General features: G+C 67.9%; 15 protein-coding genes. 10 read left to right on the plus strand and 5 right to left on the minus strand.

Annotation, left to right across the window (positions count from 1 at the left end; all coding sequences use genetic code 11):
- Positions 1–54: 54 nt before the first annotated feature.
- A complete protein-coding gene (locus STROP_RS08630; protein ID WP_011905606.1) occupies positions 55–990 on the plus strand; it encodes a LysR family transcriptional regulator in 936 nt (311 codons plus the stop codon).
- 12 nt (positions 991–1,002) lie between these two features.
- Here the strand turns inward: STROP_RS08630 and hrpA are convergent, their stop codons facing one another.
- Complete coding sequence (hrpA, locus tag STROP_RS08635) at positions 1,003–5,022, minus strand: ATP-dependent RNA helicase HrpA (protein ID WP_011905607.1); 4,020 nt, start codon at positions 5,020–5,022, stop codon at positions 1,003–1,005.
- Positions 5,023–5,214: 192 nt separating this feature from the next.
- Here hrpA and STROP_RS08640 point away from each other — a divergent pair, with 192 nt between their 5' ends.
- Positions 5,215–5,910, plus strand: coding sequence for a type 1 glutamine amidotransferase domain-containing protein (locus tag STROP_RS08640; protein WP_011905608.1), 696 nt, complete (start codon positions 5,215–5,217; stop codon positions 5,908–5,910).
- Between the two features lies 1 nt (position 5,911).
- Entirely contained in the window at positions 5,912–6,484 is a 573-nt protein-coding gene (locus STROP_RS08645; protein ID WP_011905609.1) for a TetR/AcrR family transcriptional regulator, read from the plus strand.
- Between the two features lie 853 nt (positions 6,485–7,337).
- On the opposite strand, the gene STROP_RS08650 is transcribed toward STROP_RS08645, so the two are convergent.
- Complete coding sequence (locus STROP_RS08650) at positions 7,338–8,492, minus strand: scyllo-inosamine-4-phosphate amidinotransferase (RefSeq protein WP_011905611.1); 1,155 nt, start codon at positions 8,490–8,492, stop codon at positions 7,338–7,340.
- 515 nt (positions 8,493–9,007) lie between these two features.
- Here STROP_RS08650 and STROP_RS08655 point away from each other — a divergent pair.
- The 5 genes from STROP_RS08655 (at position 9,008) to STROP_RS08675 (ending at position 14,140) form a co-directional block, all read left to right on the plus strand.
- Entirely contained in the window at positions 9,008–10,342 is a 1,335-nt protein-coding gene (locus STROP_RS08655) for a preATP grasp domain-containing protein (RefSeq protein WP_011905612.1), read from the plus strand.
- A 100-nt stretch (positions 10,343–10,442) separates the two neighbouring features.
- Positions 10,443–11,465, plus strand: coding sequence for a quinone oxidoreductase family protein (locus tag STROP_RS08660; RefSeq protein WP_028565253.1), 1,023 nt, complete (start codon positions 10,443–10,445; stop codon positions 11,463–11,465).
- Entirely contained in the window at positions 11,465–12,307 is an 843-nt protein-coding gene (locus tag STROP_RS08665; protein ID WP_026275018.1) for an HpcH/HpaI aldolase/citrate lyase family protein, read from the plus strand. The genes STROP_RS08660 and STROP_RS08665 overlap by 1 nt, the downstream gene beginning before the upstream one ends.
- 47 nt (positions 12,308–12,354) lie before the next feature.
- Positions 12,355–13,596 carry an 8-amino-7-oxononanoate synthase family protein gene (locus tag STROP_RS08670; RefSeq protein WP_011905615.1) on the plus strand — a complete coding sequence of 414 codons (1,242 nt, stop codon included), beginning with the start codon at positions 12,355–12,357 and terminating at the stop codon, positions 13,594–13,596.
- Positions 13,586–14,140, plus strand: a complete 555-nt coding sequence (locus STROP_RS08675; RefSeq protein WP_011905616.1) for a MaoC family dehydratase — start codon at positions 13,586–13,588, stop codon at positions 14,138–14,140. The genes STROP_RS08670 and STROP_RS08675 overlap by 11 nt, the downstream gene beginning before the upstream one ends.
- Positions 14,141–14,158: 18 nt before the next feature.
- Here STROP_RS08675 and STROP_RS08680 read toward each other — a convergent pair whose 3' ends face one another.
- On the minus strand, positions 14,159–14,806 hold the full coding sequence (locus tag STROP_RS08680; protein ID WP_011905617.1) for a hypothetical protein: 648 nt from the start codon (positions 14,804–14,806) through the stop codon (positions 14,159–14,161).
- Positions 14,807–15,041: 235 nt separating this feature from the next.
- Between STROP_RS08680 and STROP_RS08685 the strand changes: the two genes are divergently transcribed.
- Entirely contained in the window at positions 15,042–16,019 is a 978-nt protein-coding gene (locus STROP_RS08685) for a phosphotransferase family protein (RefSeq protein WP_011905618.1), read from the plus strand.
- A gap of 69 nt (positions 16,020–16,088) precedes the next feature.
- On the opposite strand, the gene STROP_RS08690 is transcribed toward STROP_RS08685, so the two are convergent.
- Together STROP_RS08690 and STROP_RS08695 are read right to left on the minus strand one after the other, a co-directional pair.
- The gene (locus STROP_RS08690; protein WP_011905619.1) at positions 16,089–17,633 is read right to left on the minus strand and encodes an aminotransferase class I/II-fold pyridoxal phosphate-dependent enzyme; all 1,545 of its coding nucleotides are present in this window, start codon (positions 17,631–17,633) and stop codon (positions 16,089–16,091) included.
- A 26-nt stretch (positions 17,634–17,659) separates the two neighbouring features.
- Positions 17,660–18,988, minus strand: coding sequence for an NAD(P)/FAD-dependent oxidoreductase (locus STROP_RS08695; RefSeq protein WP_011905620.1), 1,329 nt, complete (start codon positions 18,986–18,988; stop codon positions 17,660–17,662).
- A 113-nt stretch (positions 18,989–19,101) separates the two neighbouring features.
- Here STROP_RS08695 and STROP_RS08700 point away from each other — a divergent pair, with 113 nt between their 5' ends.
- Entirely contained in the window at positions 19,102–19,629 is a 528-nt protein-coding gene (locus STROP_RS08700) for a GNAT family N-acetyltransferase (protein ID WP_011905621.1), read from the plus strand.
- The last annotated feature ends 260 nt before the right edge of the window (positions 19,630–19,889 follow it).

Genomic DNA, 19,889 nt, shown 5'->3' on the forward strand with positions numbered 1-19,889 from the left:
CAGTCGGATCAGTCGTCCAATGCATCGACTCCGCAGTCTTCATAGCCATAGGCTATGAAGATGCAACTCCATCAGCTTCGGTACTTCGTGGCGGTCGCAGAAGTACGACATTTCACCCAAGCAGCCGACTTCGTTGGCATAACGCAGCCCTCGTTGAGTAAGCAAATTCACGCTCTGGAGACTGAACTCGGCACCCCGCTCTTCGAGCGGGTAAGGGGAAAGATCGGGCTCACTGCCGCGGGTGAGGTACTGCTGCCGTTCGCCAAACGGATCCTCACCGATGTGGAGATCGCTACCCGGGAGGTGCAGGAGCTGGTCGGCCTACGGCGGGGTCGGGTACGCCTCGGTGCGACCCCCAGTCTGGCCACCTCGCTGGCCCCACCCGTGCTGCGCCGCTTCCGTGACGCTCACCCGACCGTTGACCTGTGGGTCGAGGAGGGCGGCTCTCAGGACCTGGTCCGGCACCTGCTCCGCGGCGACCTGGATCTGGCATTGATCATCGCGCCCGCCCAGGGCACCGACCCCGGGCTACGCACCGATGCGATCCTCACCGAGAGCCTGGTGGTCGCCAGCGTCGGGCCCCTGACGGACTCTCCGTCGGCGCACCCGATGCGCGTCGTCGACCTGCATGGCCAGCCACTGGTGATGTTTCGGGAGGGGTACGACCTGCGGGACGCCACCCTGCAGGCGTGCCGGGAGGCTGGCTTCGAGCCCCGGATCTCGGTGGACGGCGGGGAGATGGACTCCGTGCTCAGCTTCGTCTCGGCCGGGCTGGGCGTCGCCCTGGTGCCCGGCAGTGTCGTCGCCAGCCGGCCCGGAATCCACGTCACCCGACTCGCCTCGCCCGGCGTTCGCCGCACCATCGCGGTCGCCCGCCGCCGGGATGTCGTCCCCACCCATGCCGGCCGGGAGCTACGTCGCATCCTGCTCGAGTACGTTGACGACGCGGTCGCCACCGCTGCCCTGCCATCCGGCCTCGAGCCCCGCTAGCCCGCCGAGCGGTCAGTGGGCCTCGGCGTTGTCCATTGCGCGGTAGATGCGTTGCTCGCTGACCGGGTACGGGGTGCCCAGCGCCTGGGCGAAGACGTTCACCCGCAGCTCCTCGATCATCCACCGGATCTGGCGGACGGCCACCGTCCGCCGCTTCGCCGGCGGCAGGGCGGCGAGGAGGTCCGCGTACTCCCGCTGCACGACGGCGATCCGGTCCTGCTGCTGCTTGTCCCGGGCCGGGTTGCCGGGTAGCCGGTCCAACCGACGTTCGATCGCGGTCAGGTAGCGCCGTAGATCGGGTAGGCGTGGGTAGCCGGCCTCGGTGATGAAGCCCGGGTGGATCAGGCCGGTGAGCTGGCTGCGGACATCGGCGAGTGCGGCCACCACCGCCAGGTTGCGGGTCGCGCCGAGGCGTTGCTCGATCGCGTACCCGGCGGCGAGTACCCCGCGGACCCGCTCCATCACCTCGACGACGGTCTCCACCAGGCCGGTGCGGACCGTACTGCGCAGCGCGGCATAACCATCGGCGTCCCAGGCCGGGCCTCCGGCGTCGGCGATCAGCTTGTCGAGCGCCGCGCCGGCCGCGTCCTCGATCAGTGCCGGTACGCCCCCGTGCGGATTGCGGCTGAGCGCCAGCTTCGCCTCGTTGGAGAGCCGCCCCTGGAGAAACTTCGCCGGGGACGGCGCGGTCAACCGGAGCAGGCGTCGGGTCCCTGCCCAGTGCGCGGCTTCCTGCTCGGCGGGGGAGTCGAAGACCCGTACCCCGACCGTGGCGCCCTCGTCCACCAGCGCCGGGTAGGCGGTGACCGCGTACCCGGCCCGGACCTGCTCGACCGTGCGGGGCAGGGCACCGATCTCCCAGTCGGTCAGCCCGCTGCGGGTCACGTCCGGCGCGGCGGCGGCCACCACCTGACGTACCTCCGCGGTGAGCTCGCGTTGTAGCGCCGGCAGGTCCTTGCTCTCGGCGACCGGGCGGTCGTCCTCGCCGAGTACCCGGAAGGTGACCCGCAGGTGCGGCGGTAGCTTGCCAAGATCCCAGGCGTCCCGGGGGACGGTGACGCCGGTCATCCGGCGTAGCTGCCGGGTGAGGGCGTCCAGCAGGTCCTCCTCGCCGGGGGGTAGCTCGGCGAGTACGGCCCGGGCGTAGTCGGGCACCGGGACGAAGTTTCGTCGGACCGCCTTGGGCAGCGAGCGGATCAGCGCGATGACCAACTCCTCGCGGAGTCCCGGCACCTGCCACTGGAAGCTCTCCGCCGGCACCTGGTTGAGCAGCGGCAGCGGGATGTCCACCGTGACACCGTCGGCGGGCGTGCCGGGGTCGAAGCGGTACGTCAGCGGCAGGCGCACCCCGTCGGCTCGCCACTCGTCGGGGTAGCCGACCTCGTCCACGCCTCCGCGACCGGCGTTGACCAGCAGGTCCCGGGTGAAGGTCAGCAGGTCCGGTCGCTGCCGGCGCTCCCGCTTCCACCAGGCGTCGAAGTGCCGACCGGAGACCACCTCGGCCGGGACTCGTTCGTCGTAGAACTGGAAGATCGTCTCGTCGTCGACCAGGATGTCCCGCCGTCGGACCCGGTTCTCCAACTCGGTCACCTCGTCGAGTAGCTGCTGGTTGTCCCGCCAGAACTGGTGGTGGGTCTGCCAGTCCCCCTCGACCAGCGCATGTCGGATGAACAGCTCACGGCTGACCACCGGATCGATCCGGCCGAAATTGACCTTGCGGGAGCTGACGATCGGGACGCCGTACAGCGTCACCTTCTCGACGGCCATGACCGCCGCCTGCCGCTTCTCCCAGTGCGGCTCGCTGTAGCTGCGTTTCACCAGGTGCTGGGCGAGGGGCTCGACCCACTCCGGCTCGACCCGACCGTTCACCCGGCCCCACAGCCGAGTGGTCTCCACCAACTCGGCAGCCATCACCCAGCGCGGTGGCTTTTTTGCCAGGGCGGAGCCGGGGAAGAGGGCGAACTTCGCCCCCCGCGCGCCCAGGTATTCGTGCCGCTGGGTGTCCTTCAGGCCGACGTGGGAGAGGAGGCCGGCCAGCAGGGACTGGTGCACCTTCGGGGTATCGATCTCCTCCGGCAGGTCCGCCCCGCCGCCGCGTCGCTCACCGCCGTCGGTGGCCGGCCCGCCCCGCCGCCGGCTCCGCTCCGGGGTCCGCAGCGCCTGCCGGAGCTGGCTCACGATGTCCTGCCACTCCCGCACCCGCAGGTAGTTCAGGTACTCCGATCGGCACATCCGCCGGAATCCACTGGACGACCGGGCCCGCTGCTGCTCGCGCAGGTGGCGCCACAGGTTCAGGTACGCCACGAAGTCCGACTCCTGGTCGGCGAAGCGCGCATGCGCCTGGTCGGCCTGGGCCTGCTTGTCGACCGGCCGTTCGCGGGGGTCCTGGATCGACAGCGCCGCCGCGATCACGACCACCTCGGTGGCGCAGCCGTTGCGTTCACCCTCGAGCACCATCCGGGCCAGCCGGGGGTCGACCGGCAGCTGGGCGAGCCGTCGTCCGAGCGGGGTGAGCCGTTTCGCCGGGTCGGTCTCGGTTGGGTTCAGCGCGCCCAGCTCGTGCAGCAGGTTGACGCCGTCGGTGATGGTGCGACGGTCCGGTGGGTCGATGAAGGGGAACGCGGCGATATCGCCGAGTCCGATCGCGGTCATCTGGAGGATGACCGACGCGAGGTTGGTGCGCAGGATCTCCGGGTCGGTGAACTCGGGCCGGGACTGGAAGTCCGGCTCGTCGTAGAGGCGGATGCAGATGCCGTCCGAGGTGCGCCCACATCGTCCCGTGCGCTGGTTGGCCGAGGCCTGCGAGACCGGCTCGATGGGCAGCCGTTGCACCTTGAGCCGGTTCGAGTAGCGGGAGATGCGCGCCGTGCCGGGGTCCACCACGTATCGGATGCCGGGCACGGTGAGCGATGTCTCCGCGACGTTGGTGGCCAGCACCACCCGCCGACCGGTGTGCGGGGCGAAGACGCGGTGCTGCTCGGCGGTGCTCAGGCGGGCGTACAGCGGCAGGATCTCGGTGTTGCGCAGCGTCGGTCGGTGCGCGACGAGCTTGCCGAGCGCGTCGGCGGTGTCTCGGATCTCCCGTTCACCGGAGAGGAAGACCAAGATGTCGCCGGGGCCTTCGGTGGCCAGTTCCTGCACCGCGTCCCCGATGGCCTGGACCTGGTCGCGAACCTGCTCCTCGTCGGTGTCGTCCTCGTCCTCGCCCACCTCGACCAGCGGCCGGTACCGTACCTCGACCGGGTAGGTCCGGCCGGATACCTCGACGACCGGCGCCGGGTTGCCGTCGGCGTCGGCGAAGTGTCGCGCGAACCGGTCGGTCTCGATGGTGGCCGAGGTGATGATCACCTTGAGGTCCCGCCGGCGGGGGAGGAGCTGCCGTAGGTAGCCGAGGATGAAGTCGATGTTGAGGCTTCGCTCGTGCGCCTCGTCAACGATGATCGTGTCGTACTGGCGCAGCATCCGGTCGTGCTGTAACTCGGCGAGCAGGATGCCGTCGGTCATCAACTTGACCAGGCTCCGGTCGCTGACCTGGTCGGCGAAGCGCACCTGGTAGCCGACCACCTCGCCCAGTTCGGTGCCGAGTTCTTCGGCGATTCGGTCGGCGACTGTTCGGGCGGCGAGCCGGCGCGGCTGGGTGTGCCCGATCAACCCGTGGACGCCGCGGCCCAGCTCCAGGCAGATCTTGGGCAGCTGGGTGGTCTTGCCGGAGCCGGTCTCGCCAGCGACGATCACGACCTGGTGGTCACGGATCGCCGCGGCGATCTCGTCCCGGCGGTCGCTGACCGGCAGCATGGCCGGGTAGGTGATCGCGGGTACGGCGGCCTGCCGGACCGCCAGCCGTGCCTCGGCCCGGACCACATCCGTCGTGATTTCGGCCAGGGCTGTTTCCCGACGTTGCGGGTCGGGTATCCGGCGTGCGCCGTCCAGCCGCCGTCGAAGACGGTGCTGGTCACGGAGCATCAACGGGCGTAGCCGGCGGTGCAGCTCGCGGGTGGCGTCGGGCGGGGTGGAGGCGACTTCGTTCTGCATGTCGCCGCTAAGGATAGGCAGCCGGGCGATCGTCCGCCCGGAGTTACCTCCGCCGGGCTGCTGGTGCCCGTCGTCGCCGCGGAGTCGGACCGCTGCGACACTGGACTGACATTTTACATACAGAGTGTCAGTATGTATGGTAGTTGTCGAGGCGGACTGATGGGGCCCGCCCAGGTACGGAGGACTCGATCAATGTCAAAGATCCTGTTCGTGGTGACCGGCGCTGACCACTGGGAGCTCGCCGACGGCACCCGGCATCCCACCGGCGTCTGGGCCGAGGAGATCGTGGTTCCCCACGAGATGTTGACCAGCGCCGGCCACGAGGTCGTGATCGCCACCCCGGACGGGGTGGTGCCGCGGGTGGACCGGGGCAGCCTGCTGCCGGAGTTCACCGGTGGGCCGGCGGGCGCTGTCCGGATGACCGAAGCCGTGGAGGGCCTCGAGGGCCTGCGCAAGCCGATCCGCCTGGCGGAGGTCGACCTCGACGAGTACCAGGCTGTCTTCTATCCGGGTGGTCACGGGCCGATGGAGGACCTGGCGGTTGACCAGGACTCCGGTCGGCTGCTGGTGGCCGCCCAGCAGGCGAAGAAGCCGCTCGGCATCGTCTGTCACGGACCGGCGGCGCTGCTCGCCGCGGTGACCGCCGATGGCAGCAACGCCTTCGCCGGATGCCGGGTGGCGGCCTTCACCAACGTGGAGGAGGCCCAGGCCGGCTTTGCCGACAAGGCCAAGTGGTTGCTCCAGGATCGCCTGGTCGACATCGGCGTGCAGTTCCAGGAAGGCGAGGCGTGGGCGCCGAACGTGGTCGTCGACGGCAACCTGATCACCGGGCAGAACCCGGCCTCCTCCGAACAGGTCGCCACGGAGCTGCTGGCTAAACTGAGCTGATATGGACAGTGGCCGGCTCTCCGACGTCCTCGACGCCACCTACACCTGCCTGATCAGATATGGCGTACGGCGGACGACGATGGATGACATCGCCGCCGCGATGGGCGTCTCCCGGTCCGCTGTCTACCAGTACGTTCGGGGCAAGGATGACGCGTTCCGGCAGCTCGCCGGGCGCCTGCACACCCAGGCGCTGACCCGTGCTCGGCAGGCGGCCGGCCAGGACGCCCCCTGTGTCCAGCGCATCCGGGGCGTCCTGGCCGCCAAGCTTGACCTGTCCCTCCACCTGATCGGGGACTCGCCGCACACCGCTGAGCTGATCGACAGCAAGGCCCGGTTGTTCGGTGAGATCTGCACCGAGTTCACCGTGGAGTTGCGGAAGTTGCTGGCGGGCCTCTTCACCGAGGCGGGCGCGGCGGACGCGGACGCGGCAGCCGAGATCTGCGTTGCCCTGGTTGCCGGCCTGGAGACGGCCCCAAACGGTCGGCACCTGCTGGGCCGTGCCGTCGACGCGCTCGTCCCCGGACTGCTGCCCCCGGCCGAGCCGGTCGGTCACGTCAGTGGCACCACTGTTTAGGCAAACCCCGTCAGCACCGACGACAAACCGCACGTCAGTAGGTCGAGTCTGGCAAGATCGGTGCCCACTACCAGCTCGCACGGACTGTCTAGCCTAGGCGGCATGTCACGGGTGCGCAGGGCCCTGCTACGGCGAGTGGACCACGTATGGGATCAGGGGTGGCTCAATCTCATCGGCATCGGCGTTGTCGGCTTCTTCCTCTTCCTCACGTTGCCGATGCTAACCGATGGTATCGGCAACTTGCGGGCCGAGAAGTGGGGTGTAGGTGGAACCCTGACGATCGACCGGTGCACTATCGACGAGTGGGGTAAAAACGACCCGTGGTGGTGTCACGGCACCTTTGTTTCCAGCGACGGAACGCTTCGGATCAGCCGTGTCCGATACGAGCGTCCCTTCGAAGGGGATCCTCAGGTGGCGGGAGAGCCGCTTTCCCTCGATGCTCGAGTGGTCGGGCCGGGAACGTCCTCGGCATGGCCGCCAGGCGATGAGTGGAAAGCATCGCTGATCGTTGGAGCCTTCCTCCTGTTCGTAACAGGGATGGTATTCCTATGGTTTGTTAACCCTGACGACTCCGCGGCACCCGCGTCGCATTCACCGGGGGTGCGTCGTGGTCGGCGTACGAGAAAAGTGCGGCGATCGGGGCCCGCGCGCCGCCATCACCACCGACGCCGACAGCGCCGGCGGTGATGGAACCGAGAGCGGTGGCAGGCCGGTCGGCTCGGGCAATACAGGGCGTAGTAGGGAAACCGAGCGCCCGTCCGATGTCAACTCCAACCAGGCAGTGAACCACCACACCATCACGTAAAGGCAACAGAATCACGGGACGCTAGGCCGGTTGGTGCGACAGTCTCCATCAGGAGAAGTAGTTCTCGAGTTTGCCGTCGCGAACGGTGTCCAGGGTGAAGCAGTGGAGGCCGCCGCCGAACAGTCGCCGATGGCGATGACGTACGGGTACGACCTCGAAGCCGTGCTGTTCCAGTGCACGGCTCAGCTCCGGGCAGGAATCGTTGACCATGATAGTGCGCTCGTCGATCGACAACACGTTCAGGTCGATGAACGGGCTGGTGAGGATGACGTCATCGTCGTCGTACTGGGGGAAGTTCTGTGCTTTCGGCTCTGGGGCCTCGATGACATCCCACTTCTGGAGGGCTTTGGGCAGGTACTCGAGGAACCGTCGGGAGCGGATCAACAACGTGCCCGGTCGCAGGGGGAGCACCATGCTGTCGATGTGGCTGTCGGTCAGCCGGTCGATCCGGTGGATGGTGTAGCGGCCCTCCAGGTGGCGCTCCAACCATTCGCACGCGAGGAGGTGGTTCGCCGTCGCGATGTTGACCAGGATATCCCGACCGAATCGCAGGCACTGTGCGGCGTCGAAGAGCATTTCGATGCCCACGTCGTAGGGGGAGTCGTTGATGGTGGGCACCGTCTCCATGGTGACGATCTGCTCGGCGCGGGCGAGGTCGAAGGAGCGGTCGGTCATCCACGGTCGGGGCATGACCGTCCACCGGGCGCCGTGCTTGAAGTACTCCATGAAAACGGGCTTCAGGAATTGCGTCTCGAAGTAGCGCGAGCGCATCATTGGTGGCGTTTCGATGATCTCGTCACCCAGGATCAACGTGTTGTCCCGGACGTTCAGGGGCGGCAGCGCGGTGGCGGACCATGCGGGTGTGGCGAAGTGTGCTGCGCCCTCGCGGAGGTTCATCGGTCGGTGAACGCGTACGCCTAGGGACTCGAGCGTCCCGGCTATCCCTTCCACGTCTTCGTGTAGCTCGTCCACGTAGCGTTGTTTGATGTCCAGGGTTTTCGAGGTCAATGATCCCGGCGTCGGCTGGCCGTGGGTCGAGAGCCGTGGATAGTAGATGGGGTGAGTTTTTGGGTTGTCATGGACCAGGTTGTCGTAGAAGAAGAGGTCGAAGGAGAGGTCGCGGGCCTGCTGTCGGTAGCCCGAGGCCGAACCAAGGACGATTTCGCGCAACGGCGACCACTCATCGAAACTGTGCAGCCTCATGTAGCCCCCAGGACACGTACGTGCGGTGCGCTCACCCTGAACGGCGAGGAGCGCGACGTTGTTGTTACCTGCGGTGGCACCGTAGATCTACAGCCGTCACCCATGTAACCAGTGATCGATACTTTCGGCAATGAGGACTTTCGTCGGCGAGCGCGGTGGATGGGCCGGCTGGTCGGGACGGGCCGGCTGTGGCCGGCGGCGGCTGCATCGTTGGCATGCCGCCTTGATGTGATGTTGCGGGATGCCGCCCGGGCCTGGGTGGGTGGCGTCACGGACGACCTCTCGTGCCGTGGCCGCCACAGCGGTCGCCACTACGCTGAGTTAAAACAAGATCACTCCTTGCTATCGGCGCCGCCTGTTGATAGCGTGTCGATCAGCAAATCTGAAGTCTCCTCACATCCTGACGCACGGTTCGTAACGGTGCCCCGGTCTGTCTCCTGTGGTAGCTCAACTGTCGGTTGACCCCGGCTGGGCGGGGTCGTGTCCGAGAATCCCGCCGACGTGATGGGGCGGTCATGACAACGTTGATCATCGGCAACAGTCGAACCTGGGAGATGGTCGGCGATCTGGCGGCGCTGACCTCCGACCAGCTACGCGGCGGTGGCTGTGCCGCGCAGCGCATGCTGTGGTTCGCCCGGGACGGCGACGTACTGGTGTTGCCATTCGCTCCGCCGGCGGACTACCTGAGCTACGTCACTCACCTGACCGGAACCCGTGCCTCGTCACTGACCACGGTGATCCCTCCACCCGGCAGTCTTGGCTCGGACATCCTCACTCCCGATCGGCTCACCGATCCGCACTTCCTTGACAATCTTCGCGGCGTTCTCGGTAGCCGACCACCGACCAGAATCTTCGCCGTCTACAAAGACCTCTCCATCACCGGGCTCGCCCGGACACTAGGCGCCGAGGCAGCTCTGCCCGGCTATCCGTTCAGCGCCCAGGCAGGCGACGCGTTGGTGAACAGCAAGGCCGGGTTTCGGGCGCTGGCCGCCGGAGCCGGGGTGCCAACCGCGCCGGGCACCGTGGTCGCCCGGCCGGAACAGGCACTGGAGGCGATAGCCGACCTCTTCGACCAGGGGCACAGCGCCATCGTGAAGATGGAGTTCAACGGAGGTGGCCTCGGCAACGAGGTCCTCAGCCGTACCGATGGCGTCGTGCCGACCGGCGCACCTCGGACGGTGGTGTTGCCGGACCGCCCCGCGCTGCAGTCATACGTACAGCGGCGGTGGGAATGGCTCACCGCAGGCCACGCACACCGGCTCGTGGTGGAGCGGTTCTTCCCCAGGTCCACCACCATCTACGCGGAGTTCATCGTTACCGACGAGGCAGCGCAGCTGATCGGGGTGGGTGATCTGCTGATGCAGCCAACGGCGATCGGCGGGGTGCTGCCGGCGCAGACGATCGACGCGGAGACCAGAGCAGAGTTGCTCGACGGCGCCCGCCGGCTGGTCGAGTCCCTACGTGTACTCGGCTACCGGGGCGTGGTCTGTGCCGACGCTATTGCCACTGTGGACAAGCAGGTGCTCTTCACCGAGATCAACTGTCGCCTGACCGGCTCAACCCACCTGCACCTGGCCCTCTACGGTCGGGTGGTCGATCCCGGGTACCGAGAGAAGCGGATCTTCCTGGAACGCTTCGGTTGGGCCGTGCCGTCGTTCACGGCGGCTGTCGAGCGGCTCGGTACGGCCGGCTTGGCCTACGACCCCACCAGCCGTACCGGGGTCGTGATCACCTCCAACGACGTTGACGCGGACGGTACCGTCGCCTGTTGCGCCATCGCGGACGAACCTCAGGCCGCGGAGGAGCTGCACCGCCGGCGGGGGGAACTCTTCGTGGACCAGTCGGCATGACCTGCTCCGCATCGTCGGGACGCACCCGTAGCGGTGGCTGGGGACCGCTTCTCGTCGGTTCGCGCCGCATCGGCCGTTGGCGGCCGCGATGACCCGGTTCATGCGTGCGGTGGTTTTGCGTCGACCCGGTGGCCCGGAGGCACTACGCGTCGAGCGGATACCCGAGCCGTCGCCGGGGGTGGGGGAGAGCCTGATCGAGGTGACGTTGACCGGGGTCAACTTCGACGACCTGGAGCGCTGTGCCGGTGCTCAACCCGAGCTGCCGCTGCCAGCGGTGCTCGGGGTGGAGGCGGTGGGGCGTCGACGGACCGATGGACAACGGGTGGTCGCGCTACTACGCCAAGGCGGAGGGTACGCCGAAGTGGTGGCGGCCCCGGAGGCGCACACCGTGGAGATTCCGGCGGGCATCGGTGACCCGCAGGCGCTCGGCCTGTTCGAGCAGGGCAGTACCGCGTACGGGGCGTTGTCGTTGGCCGGTCGGCTGCGGGCCGGGGAGAGTGTCGCGGTCTCCGCCGCGGCCGGCGGGGTTGGACACCTCGCGGTGCAGCTCGCGGTGGCGCTTGGCGCCTCGCCGGTGATCGGCCTGGCGTCGACCTCGGCGAAGCGACAGTTCGTCACCACGCTCGGCGCCGATCTGGTGCTGGACCCGGCAGATCCAGAGCTGGCTGATCGGGTGCGGGAGGCGGCCGGCGGAGGTGGCGTGGACCTGTTCGTCGACTCGGTGGGCGGCGCGGTGGCGCGGGCCGCCCTGGCCGGCCTGGCGCCGTTCGGACGCCTGGTCTGCCTGGGCTGGCGGCCCGGAACGTCGGGCGACCCCGGAACCGGCGGAGGTGGTGACATGCTCGTCGGTACCGAGGACCAGGCCGGTGTCGTCGCGGTGACCACCGCCCAGCTGGCCGAGCGTTCCATTGGTTGTGCCGGCTTCTGGATGCGGCACGTGGTGGACGACCGTGAGCTGTTGTGCGGAATCGTCGGCCGGCTCTTCGAGCTGGCGGCCCAAGGTCAGCTTACGGTCCATGTCGACCGGACGGTTGCGCTGCACGAGGTTGGTGCCGCCCACGCGGCGGTCGCCGCCCGCGCCACCTCGGGCAAGGTTCTCATCGACGTACGCCGGGAGGTGTGATGTACGCCCGGTACTGCCGTTCCATGCTGTGTACGCCGGCGATCGCGGTCGGCAGATACGCCAACTGCCACCGTTCGGGAGCCGACATCTGCCAGGTCGACCTCGAAGACTCGGTGGCGCCGCCGGACAAGGCCGAGGCCCGAGCCCGGGCGAGCGCGTTCTTCACCAGCGAGAGCGCGTCCGGTCGCCGCTGCGCCGTCCGGGTCAACATGATTACCGAACCGGACGGCATGCGGGACCTGCTCGCGTTGCGTGAGTATCCGGTCCGGCCCACCATAGTGGTGATACCCAAGGTTGAATCGCCGCGCGACGTCGAGATAGTGGCGCGACTGCTCCGGCCGGTCCGTCCGGACCTCGAGCTGTGCGCGGTCATCGAGACGCCGCGAGGGGTGGAGGCCGCCGCAGCGATCGCGGCGACGTCGCCCCGCCTTCGTGCGCTGATCTTCGGGTCGGCAGACTACGCGTCGGCCCTTGGTGTCCAACTGCGCTGGGAGCCGCTGGCGCAGGCTCGGACCCGGGTGGTGAACGCCGCCCGGGCGGCCGGGGTGGAGGCGATCGACTCGCCGACCTTCCAACTGCAGGACCTGACCGCGTTGCGGCGGGAGGCCATCCTGGCACGGGACCTCGGGTTCAGTGGCAAGATCGCCCTGCACCCACGCCAGGTGGCGGTCATCAACCAGGTCTTCTCACCCGACGCGGAGTCATTGGAGGCGGCCCGGCGAGTGGTGGCCGCTGGCCGCCGCAGCGGCCAGGGCATCACCACCGTCGACGGGGTGATGGTCGGCCGGCCGTTTTTCGAGGCGTCCCAACGGCTGCTCGACGAGTTCGACCCATCCGGCTGACCGTCGCCGGGACAGCAGCCGTCAGTCCCAACGGCAGGGAGAGGGAAATGACGAGCACAGAGGAACACCAACGCGTCGTCGGTCCGCACCGGTACCGCAACGCGGAGAAGATGATCCGGACCGCCGACCCGGCCTGGCAGGCAGCGGCCGACCATGGTCTGACCGGGATCAGGGTCGACACACCTTCGGGCGACTCGAACAATCGGCTCGTCGACCGGGCGACCGGCCAGGAGTTCGTCAACATGTGCTCCTGTGCCTACCTCGGCCTGAACCACCATCCGGCAGTGATCGAGGGGGCGGTGTCGGCGCTACGTGAGGCCGGCACCACCTGGCTGGTCACCTCCACCACCCGCATCCGGCACCAGCTGCTGGTCCGGTTGGAGGAGGAGCTGGGAGACCTGTTCGGCGCCCAGATCCTTCCCGGCACCACCTGTAGCGCGCTTACCGCCGGCATCCTGCCCCTGGTCGCCTCCGGGCACCTCGCTCCGGGCGGCCCCAGGGTGATGGTCTTCGACCGGCACTGCCACTTCTGTATGTCGTACGTGAAGCCCATCTGTGCCGAGGAGAGCCTCGTCCTCACCTGCGACCACAACGACCTGAACTACCTGGAGGACGTCTGCCGGCGGTACCCCAGCGTGGCCTACGTCGCCGATGGCGCGTACTCGATGGGCGGCGCCGCTGCCCTGGACGGTCTGCTGGAGCTCCAGGACCGGTACGGGCTGTTCCTCTTCATCGACGACTCGCACTCGCTGTCGCTGGTAGGCGAGCGGGGTGAGGGCTTCGTTCGCTCCCGACTGACCATGAATCCGCTCACCATCATCGTCACCAGTCTGGGCAAGGGCTTCGGCACCGGCGGTGGCGTGGCCATGCTCGGCGACCCGGCGATGTCCCGTTTCCTGGCTCGGCACGCCGGGCCGGTGGGATGGTCGCAGAACATGGCCTTGCCACTGGTCGGGGCCTCGTTGGCGAGCGCCGCCATCCACCGCTCACCCGAGCTTGGTCAGTTGCAGCGCCGGCTGCACGAGAACGTGGCGTACTTCGACGAGCTGCTGCCCACCTCCTTTGCCGGCAACGGGCTGCCGGTGCGTCGAATCACCGTGGGCGACACCGAGCGGGCGGTCCAACTCTCCGCGGAGTTGTACCGGCGGGGCTTCTACAGTTCGGCGGTGTTCTTTCCGATCGTGCCGCAGGGTCAGGCCGGGGTACGGATCATGATTCGCGCTGACATCGACCAGGCGGTCCTGGCCACCTTCGCCGACCACGTACGGGAGCTCACCGATGTGGGCTGAGCAGGCCGGAGAGCCGACCGGGCCCGGTCCGGTCGGTTACCGGATGGTAGGGGAGAACCGGTACCGCGAGCAGGTCGGCTTCTACTACGACGAGATCGTCGTCGGCACGGTGATCGAGCATCGGCCCGGCCGCACCGTGACCGAGATGGACAACGTCCTGATGAGCATGTTGAGCATGAACGCGTCACCGCTACACATCGACTGCGCGTACGCCGAGGCGGGCCGCTGGGGTCAGCCCCTCGTCTCCAGTCTGGTGACCCTGAGCATCGTCGGCGGGATGGCCGCCCGCAGCACCAGCGGCCGGGCCATCGCGAACCTCGGCTGGGAACGGATCCACCTTCCCCAGCCGGTCTTCGTGGGCGACACGCTGTACGCCGAGAGCGAGGTGACCGCCAAACGGCTCTCCGCCAGCCGACCGGGCGAGGGCATCGTGAGCTGCCGCACCATCGGCCGCAAAGCCACCGGCGAGGTGGTCCTCACCTTCGAGCGGAGCTTCCTGGTGCCGACTTGGGAGTCCAGCGTCGACGATACGACAGGCTATTGACCGCAACTATCCGCGCGGTCAGGCCGCAGTGCTCCACAGTGCCTGGAAGGCGACGGCCTCGCCGGTCAACCAGCGCTCGATCTCGGCTGGTTTCGCGGTCGCTGGCGTGCGGTGCGCCCGGCCACGCCGGACATCGATCAGGACGGGTTCGGCGTGCGGCAGAATCGCCTCCATCTGTCGGCCCATCAGGTGCAGCATGGCAAGCGTTGCCTCGTCGCTCGGCGGAGCCTCGTCGAAGTGCAGGCGGACGGCCTCGGTACGCCCGTCGGCGTACCGGATTCCGAAGTGTGGGTTGATCTTCACGGGTAGGTCACCCAACAGGGCGAGTGCGTCGCGGGTCTGGGCCAGGTCGACCGACCGAGGTGCGCCAAGAGAAAGCAGCCAGGCCATCGCCCCCGGCGCCAACGCCTGGTAGAGCGGACGCCACCGGGGGTTGACGGCGGTGACCACCCGATCGAGATGGGTGCCGCCGGTGTGGAAGGCGATGTCGGCCTTGAGCGCCTTGACGAACTGGCCGTGCGGGTTGAAGCCGGAGCGGCTGGCCCGCTGCCGGCGCAGGCCCCCGACGAAGGTGGCCTTGGTCGGGCCGGTGCGGTCGACATAACGGGTGAAGCCAAGGAGCGTGGTGTAGGGGGCGAGGGGAGTGGCGGGGGTGGGCGCGGTCACGGGCATCCTCCCAGCTCAACAGCGAGATTAGTACATACATTCTAATCGACGGAGCTGATCTCGCCTAGGACAAATCACCCACGCATGGTGTCGCGTCCACCCGAACCTTGTGGAGTCCGGATCGATATTGTGGGAGGTCGCGGCCACCGGTGGGGCGCCGGCACTGACAACATCATGTACCGGACCCCCGGTGAACCGCTGCGCCCATCGCCGAGCAACAAGAGAAGGGCGATCCATGACCCGGGTAGTCCTCCAGCTTGACGACCTGCACGACCTGGTGGTGGACCAGTTCGGCGCAGACCGCAGACCTGCTGCCCTGGACCGGCTGACCGGTGGCAGCAAGAAGGGCGTCTACCGCCTGCGGTTGGACGATCAGTCGACAGTGGTCCTCTATCTTTGGGCAACCGCCGAGAACTACTGGCCCCCGGCACCAACTGTCCCCGACGATCCCTTCACCGACGCGTCGGGCGCCGAATTGTTCGCCACCAACTACGCCGCCCTCACCGCCGTGGGCGTGCGGACGCCACGGCTGCTGATGCTCGACCGCGACGGCCGCTACCACCCGGCCGACCTTGCGCTGGTCGAGGATGTCGGTGCGGTGACGCTCGAAGCCCTCATGGAACATGACCCGGCCGCAGCCGTGACGCCGCTGTCCGCACTTGGCGACGCCCTGCGCCGCATGTACGCCACCCGCGGCACCCGCTACGGCAAGCTCGCCGCCATTGCCCGCGGGGAAGCACCCCAGACCCGCAGCACCGAGGACATCATCCAGGACCGGGCGCGTGGTCACCTCAACGCGGCGGCCGCCCGCGACGCCCGGCTCGCCGATGCCCACGACCGAATCACCGACCATCTCCGGCACCTGCGCGGCGTGGTCACCGCCCGCCACGACTACCGGCTGATACACGGCGAACTCGGATCGGACCACGTGCTCGTCCCACCCTCCGGTGCACCCGCCCTGGTCGACATCGAGGGGCTGACGTTCTTCGACGTGGAGTGGGAGCACGCCTGGCTACAGTTGCGCTTCGGTGACGCGTACTCCGCGCTACGCCCAGTCGAACTCGATCCCGATCGGCTGGAGTTCTATCGATGTGCCCAGATCCTGTCCCTGATCGAAGGTCCCCTTCGGATCGCCGGCACCGACTTCCCGGACCGCCAGTGGATGCTGGGCTTGGCCGAGCGGAACATCACCAAGGCCCTGGCCGCGATCTGACTACTCATGCGTGGCCGCCCGGCTGGCCGATCCGGCCGGCCGGGATGGCCGGATGAGGCGTGGCGATGGCTACCGCTCTGTGCTCCCGAAAGCACTGGACAGGTACGTGCGGGCGTCCGTGATCGCGTCCGCGATGATCCTTGCTGCGGCACGGGCCTCATCCGGCTCATGGTTCGCCTGCACCTGAAGCCGGAACCGCGAGGAACCTGTAGGAGTCACCGGGAACTCCACCATGAACGCGAGCACCCCGCGGTCGAACAGCAGGCGGTTCGCGATCCGCGCCAGCTTCTCGTTTCCGATCAGAAGCGGCACGATCGGCGATGGCTCACCCATGCACGTCAGCCCGTGCCCGGTCAGCTCGTCGCGAAGCGCGGTGACGGCGGCGTGCAGCCGGGAGCGGAGGAGGTCTCCCTCCGCGGAGCGGATGATCCTCGAGGCCGCCAGGACCACGGCGGTCTGCACGGGAGACAACGCGTTGGAGAACATGTGCGATCCGCCGAACATCTTGAGGTACTGCTTGAGCGCGGGAGAGGCCGAGGCGACAAAGCCGCCGTTGGAGCAGAACGTCTTGGAGAAGGCACCCATCACGATGTCGATGTCACCGAGCACGTCCTGCATCCCGAGTACCCCGGTACCACCCGGGCCCATCGAACCCAGGTCGTGTGCCACGTCGACGAGCAGCGTCGCGTCATGCTCTCGGCACACCCGCTGAAGGGTCACCAGATCCGGCCAGTCAGCGTCCACCGAGAAGAGGCCATCCGTGACGACGAGGATCCCGTTGCGGCTGTCTCGCCGGCGGATGTCGACGAGGTGGCGACGGACCTCGGCGACGTTGAGATGTTCGTAGCGCACCACATTGCGGGTGGTCGCCCGGGCCCCCTGCTGGAGGCAGGAGTGCGCCAGCCGGTCGATCAACACGTGGTCCTCCTGCCGGACCAGGCCCACCATCGCACCAAAGCCGGCGGCCCACCCGGTCGGGAAGAGCGTCACCTGCTCAGCCCGCACCAACTCGCCGAGCGATGCCTCCAGTTCGTCGGAGATCCGGGTGTTTCCGAGCACCATCGGTGACCCGGCGCTGTGCGGCCCGTAGTCCCGCATCGCCTTGGTCGCCGCCTCCCGGATCGCCGGGTGCGTGTTGAACGACAGATAGTCCTGCGAGTTGAAGTTGATGCCGCGGGTACGCCGGCCGATGTCGTTGGTGATCTGGGCGATGCTGTTCGGCGCGGCCTCCAGTGTCCTGGAGTACTGCCACGTCTCCGTCCGCCGACGCGCCTCGACCCATCCGTGGAATTCCTCGGTACGGGTCATCAGGTTACGGCCCGCTGGCCGGTAGAAGTCGTAGGCGTTCTTGTCGAGCGCGTACGCCTCGTCAGTGTCAACCTGCAGGTGGACGGGTTCCCACATCTGGGTCAGGTCGGTGACCACCTCGCTGAGGGCGCTCTCGTCCAAGGAGTCGAAATCGTCCCACGGGATGTGGGTGGCCCAGTTGCGAGTCATCTCGGAAACCTCGGCGGCGGCTACCGCCATGGCCGCCAGATCGCGCCGGTCAGCGGCCGCAAGGATGGTCTCGATCAGTTCGTCGTCGTCGCGTTGGTCTAGCTCAGGCAGGGACACAGTCGATCTCCTGGCGGGGGTACGGGTCAGGCGAACAGGTTCTGCTGGTACATCCGAGCGGTCGCGGGGAAGTCCTCGAACACCGGGTAGCCGGCCGAGGTCTCCCTCGCGGCATCGTTGAGGAGGAGGAGGTTCGACGCCTGGAAGAACTCCGAAACCGGCGCGACGTCGGCGTGGGTGGCGATGAACCTGTCGATCTCCTGCTGGTTTCCGCGCAACGCCACGAACAACTGCAGTTCGTCGTGGCGGTACGGACGCATCTCCGCGAGCGTGCAGACGTAGTCGTAGTAGGCGGCGGCGTTCTGGCTGCGGCGGCGGCCTTCATAGGTGGCCATCGCCTCGCTGAGCGAAGCGTCCCCGGAGAGCCACCGGTCGAGTGCGGTGGCCACCAGCTCCGCGCCCCGGAACGCGTGGGTCATCCCGATCGCGGTGCACTGGTCCTTGGCCGACTCGGCGTCGCCGACAAGCACCCAGCCCGGTCCGGCCAGTGGCCGGAGGAACGCGGACTGGTCCAGCGTCCCGTAGATGCGCTCCGCCCGCACGCCCTGCGCCCGGACCACCTCGCCTAACTCCGGGCTGACGAATTCCAGCGCCCGCTGGAGGTTGCCGGGCACATCACGACGGAACTCACGAGACCACTCGCTCGGACCCCAGACCAGGACCATGTTCTGGTCGTGGTTGGTGGGCGCCACGGCGCAGGCCAGCCGACCTCGCCGGTGTAGCTGGGCCGGGCCGAGGTCGAAGCCCGAGTAGTAGCTCCAGTAGGCGAAGGTGCACCGGGGCCGCTCGTCGAACTTCGGCAGGCCGAGGGAGCGGGCCACGAACGAGTTACGACCGTCGGCACCGACCACGATCCGGGCGCGTTCCTCGACCAACCGCCCGTCGGAGGTGCGCCCCCGTACGCCGACGACCTGGTCGCCCTCGGTGATCAGCTCCTGTACCGTGAAGTTTGTTCGTACCTCGGCGCCGGCCTTGCTCGCGGCCTCGACCAGTATCTGGTCGAGCACGTGCCGGCGGATCGAGGCGTACGAGCGCACCACGCCCGAGTCGTCGCCATGCCAGTCGCGGAAGTACGCGCGCAGAAGCTCGTCGGGCACCGAGCCGGTGAGCGGAATCCCGTCGTTGACGAACGTGACCTCGGTGTGCGCGGGGGTGACCGCCAGCACCTGATCCAGCACGCCCCACCGGTTCAGGTAGGACGTCCCGTGCGGCCAGAGAAAGTGGGTTGAGATGACGTCGCTGGGAAAGCTTGCCCGGTCCACTACCAGCACCCGATGCCCCTGTTGGGCCAGGAGCATGCCGGTGGACGCGCCCGAGCAGCGGGCCCCGATGACAATCGCGTCGTACCTGGGCATGCGGATTCCCTTCCCGAGGGGTGGGTAGCTCGGCGGTCTCGGCGAACCGATTGTGCTCACAGCGGTCGTATCTGTCCACCTAGGTCTGCCGGGGGTTCGAATAGATTGATCCCATGCGCACCATCGTGAGCGACCGCCTCCTGCTGCGCCCCTGGCGGGACGAGGACGTCGACTTTCTGCTAGATCTTGAGTCGCGCTGGGAGGTGGTGCGCTTCCTGGGTGCGCAGCCCACGATCATGAACAACCGCGAGACCGCCCTCGCCTCGATCGCGCGTCGCCGCGCCATCGGCGATCCGATCCACGGGATCTGGGTCATCACCACGGCGATGGGCGGCCGACTGGTGGGAAACCTCCTGCTCAAGCCGGTTCCCCTGTCGGCTGGGGAGCCGATCGGGGGGACGCCCGAAGTCGAGATCGGCTGGCACCTGCATCCGGACGCCTGGGGGCACGGCTACGCCACCGAAGCGGCGGCGGCGGTCCTGGCGGACGCGTTCAGCCGGGGTCTGACGAGGGTCATCGCGGTCACGGACCCGGCAAACCATGCCTCCCAGGCCGTCTGCCGGCGGCTCGGCATGACGCACCTGGGGCAGACGACGAAGTACTACGACACGTCGAACGAACTCTTCGAGATCGGGACTTGACAGTGAACTTGAAGGCTTCGGACGGAGTGACGGAATAGTGGCTTCTCAGGTGTAGCAACTGCATCGGTCCGCGCGGATGGCTCTATCTGGCTCGCCTGGACCGGACCCTGGTTGGCTGTTGCGGGTGCTCTCTACCCTCGCCAGTATGGCGATAGCACCCCCACTCGCTGCCAATCACCGTCGTCTCGACAGTGAGAGCGGTGCGGGACTCAAGCTCGGGTGTGGATACGTCGACACCGCGACGATTGCCCAGCTCGAGC

It is taken from the genome of Salinispora tropica CNB-440, assembly GCF_000016425.1.
Classification (GTDB): Bacteria; Actinomycetota; Actinomycetes; order Mycobacteriales; family Micromonosporaceae; genus Micromonospora; species Micromonospora tropica.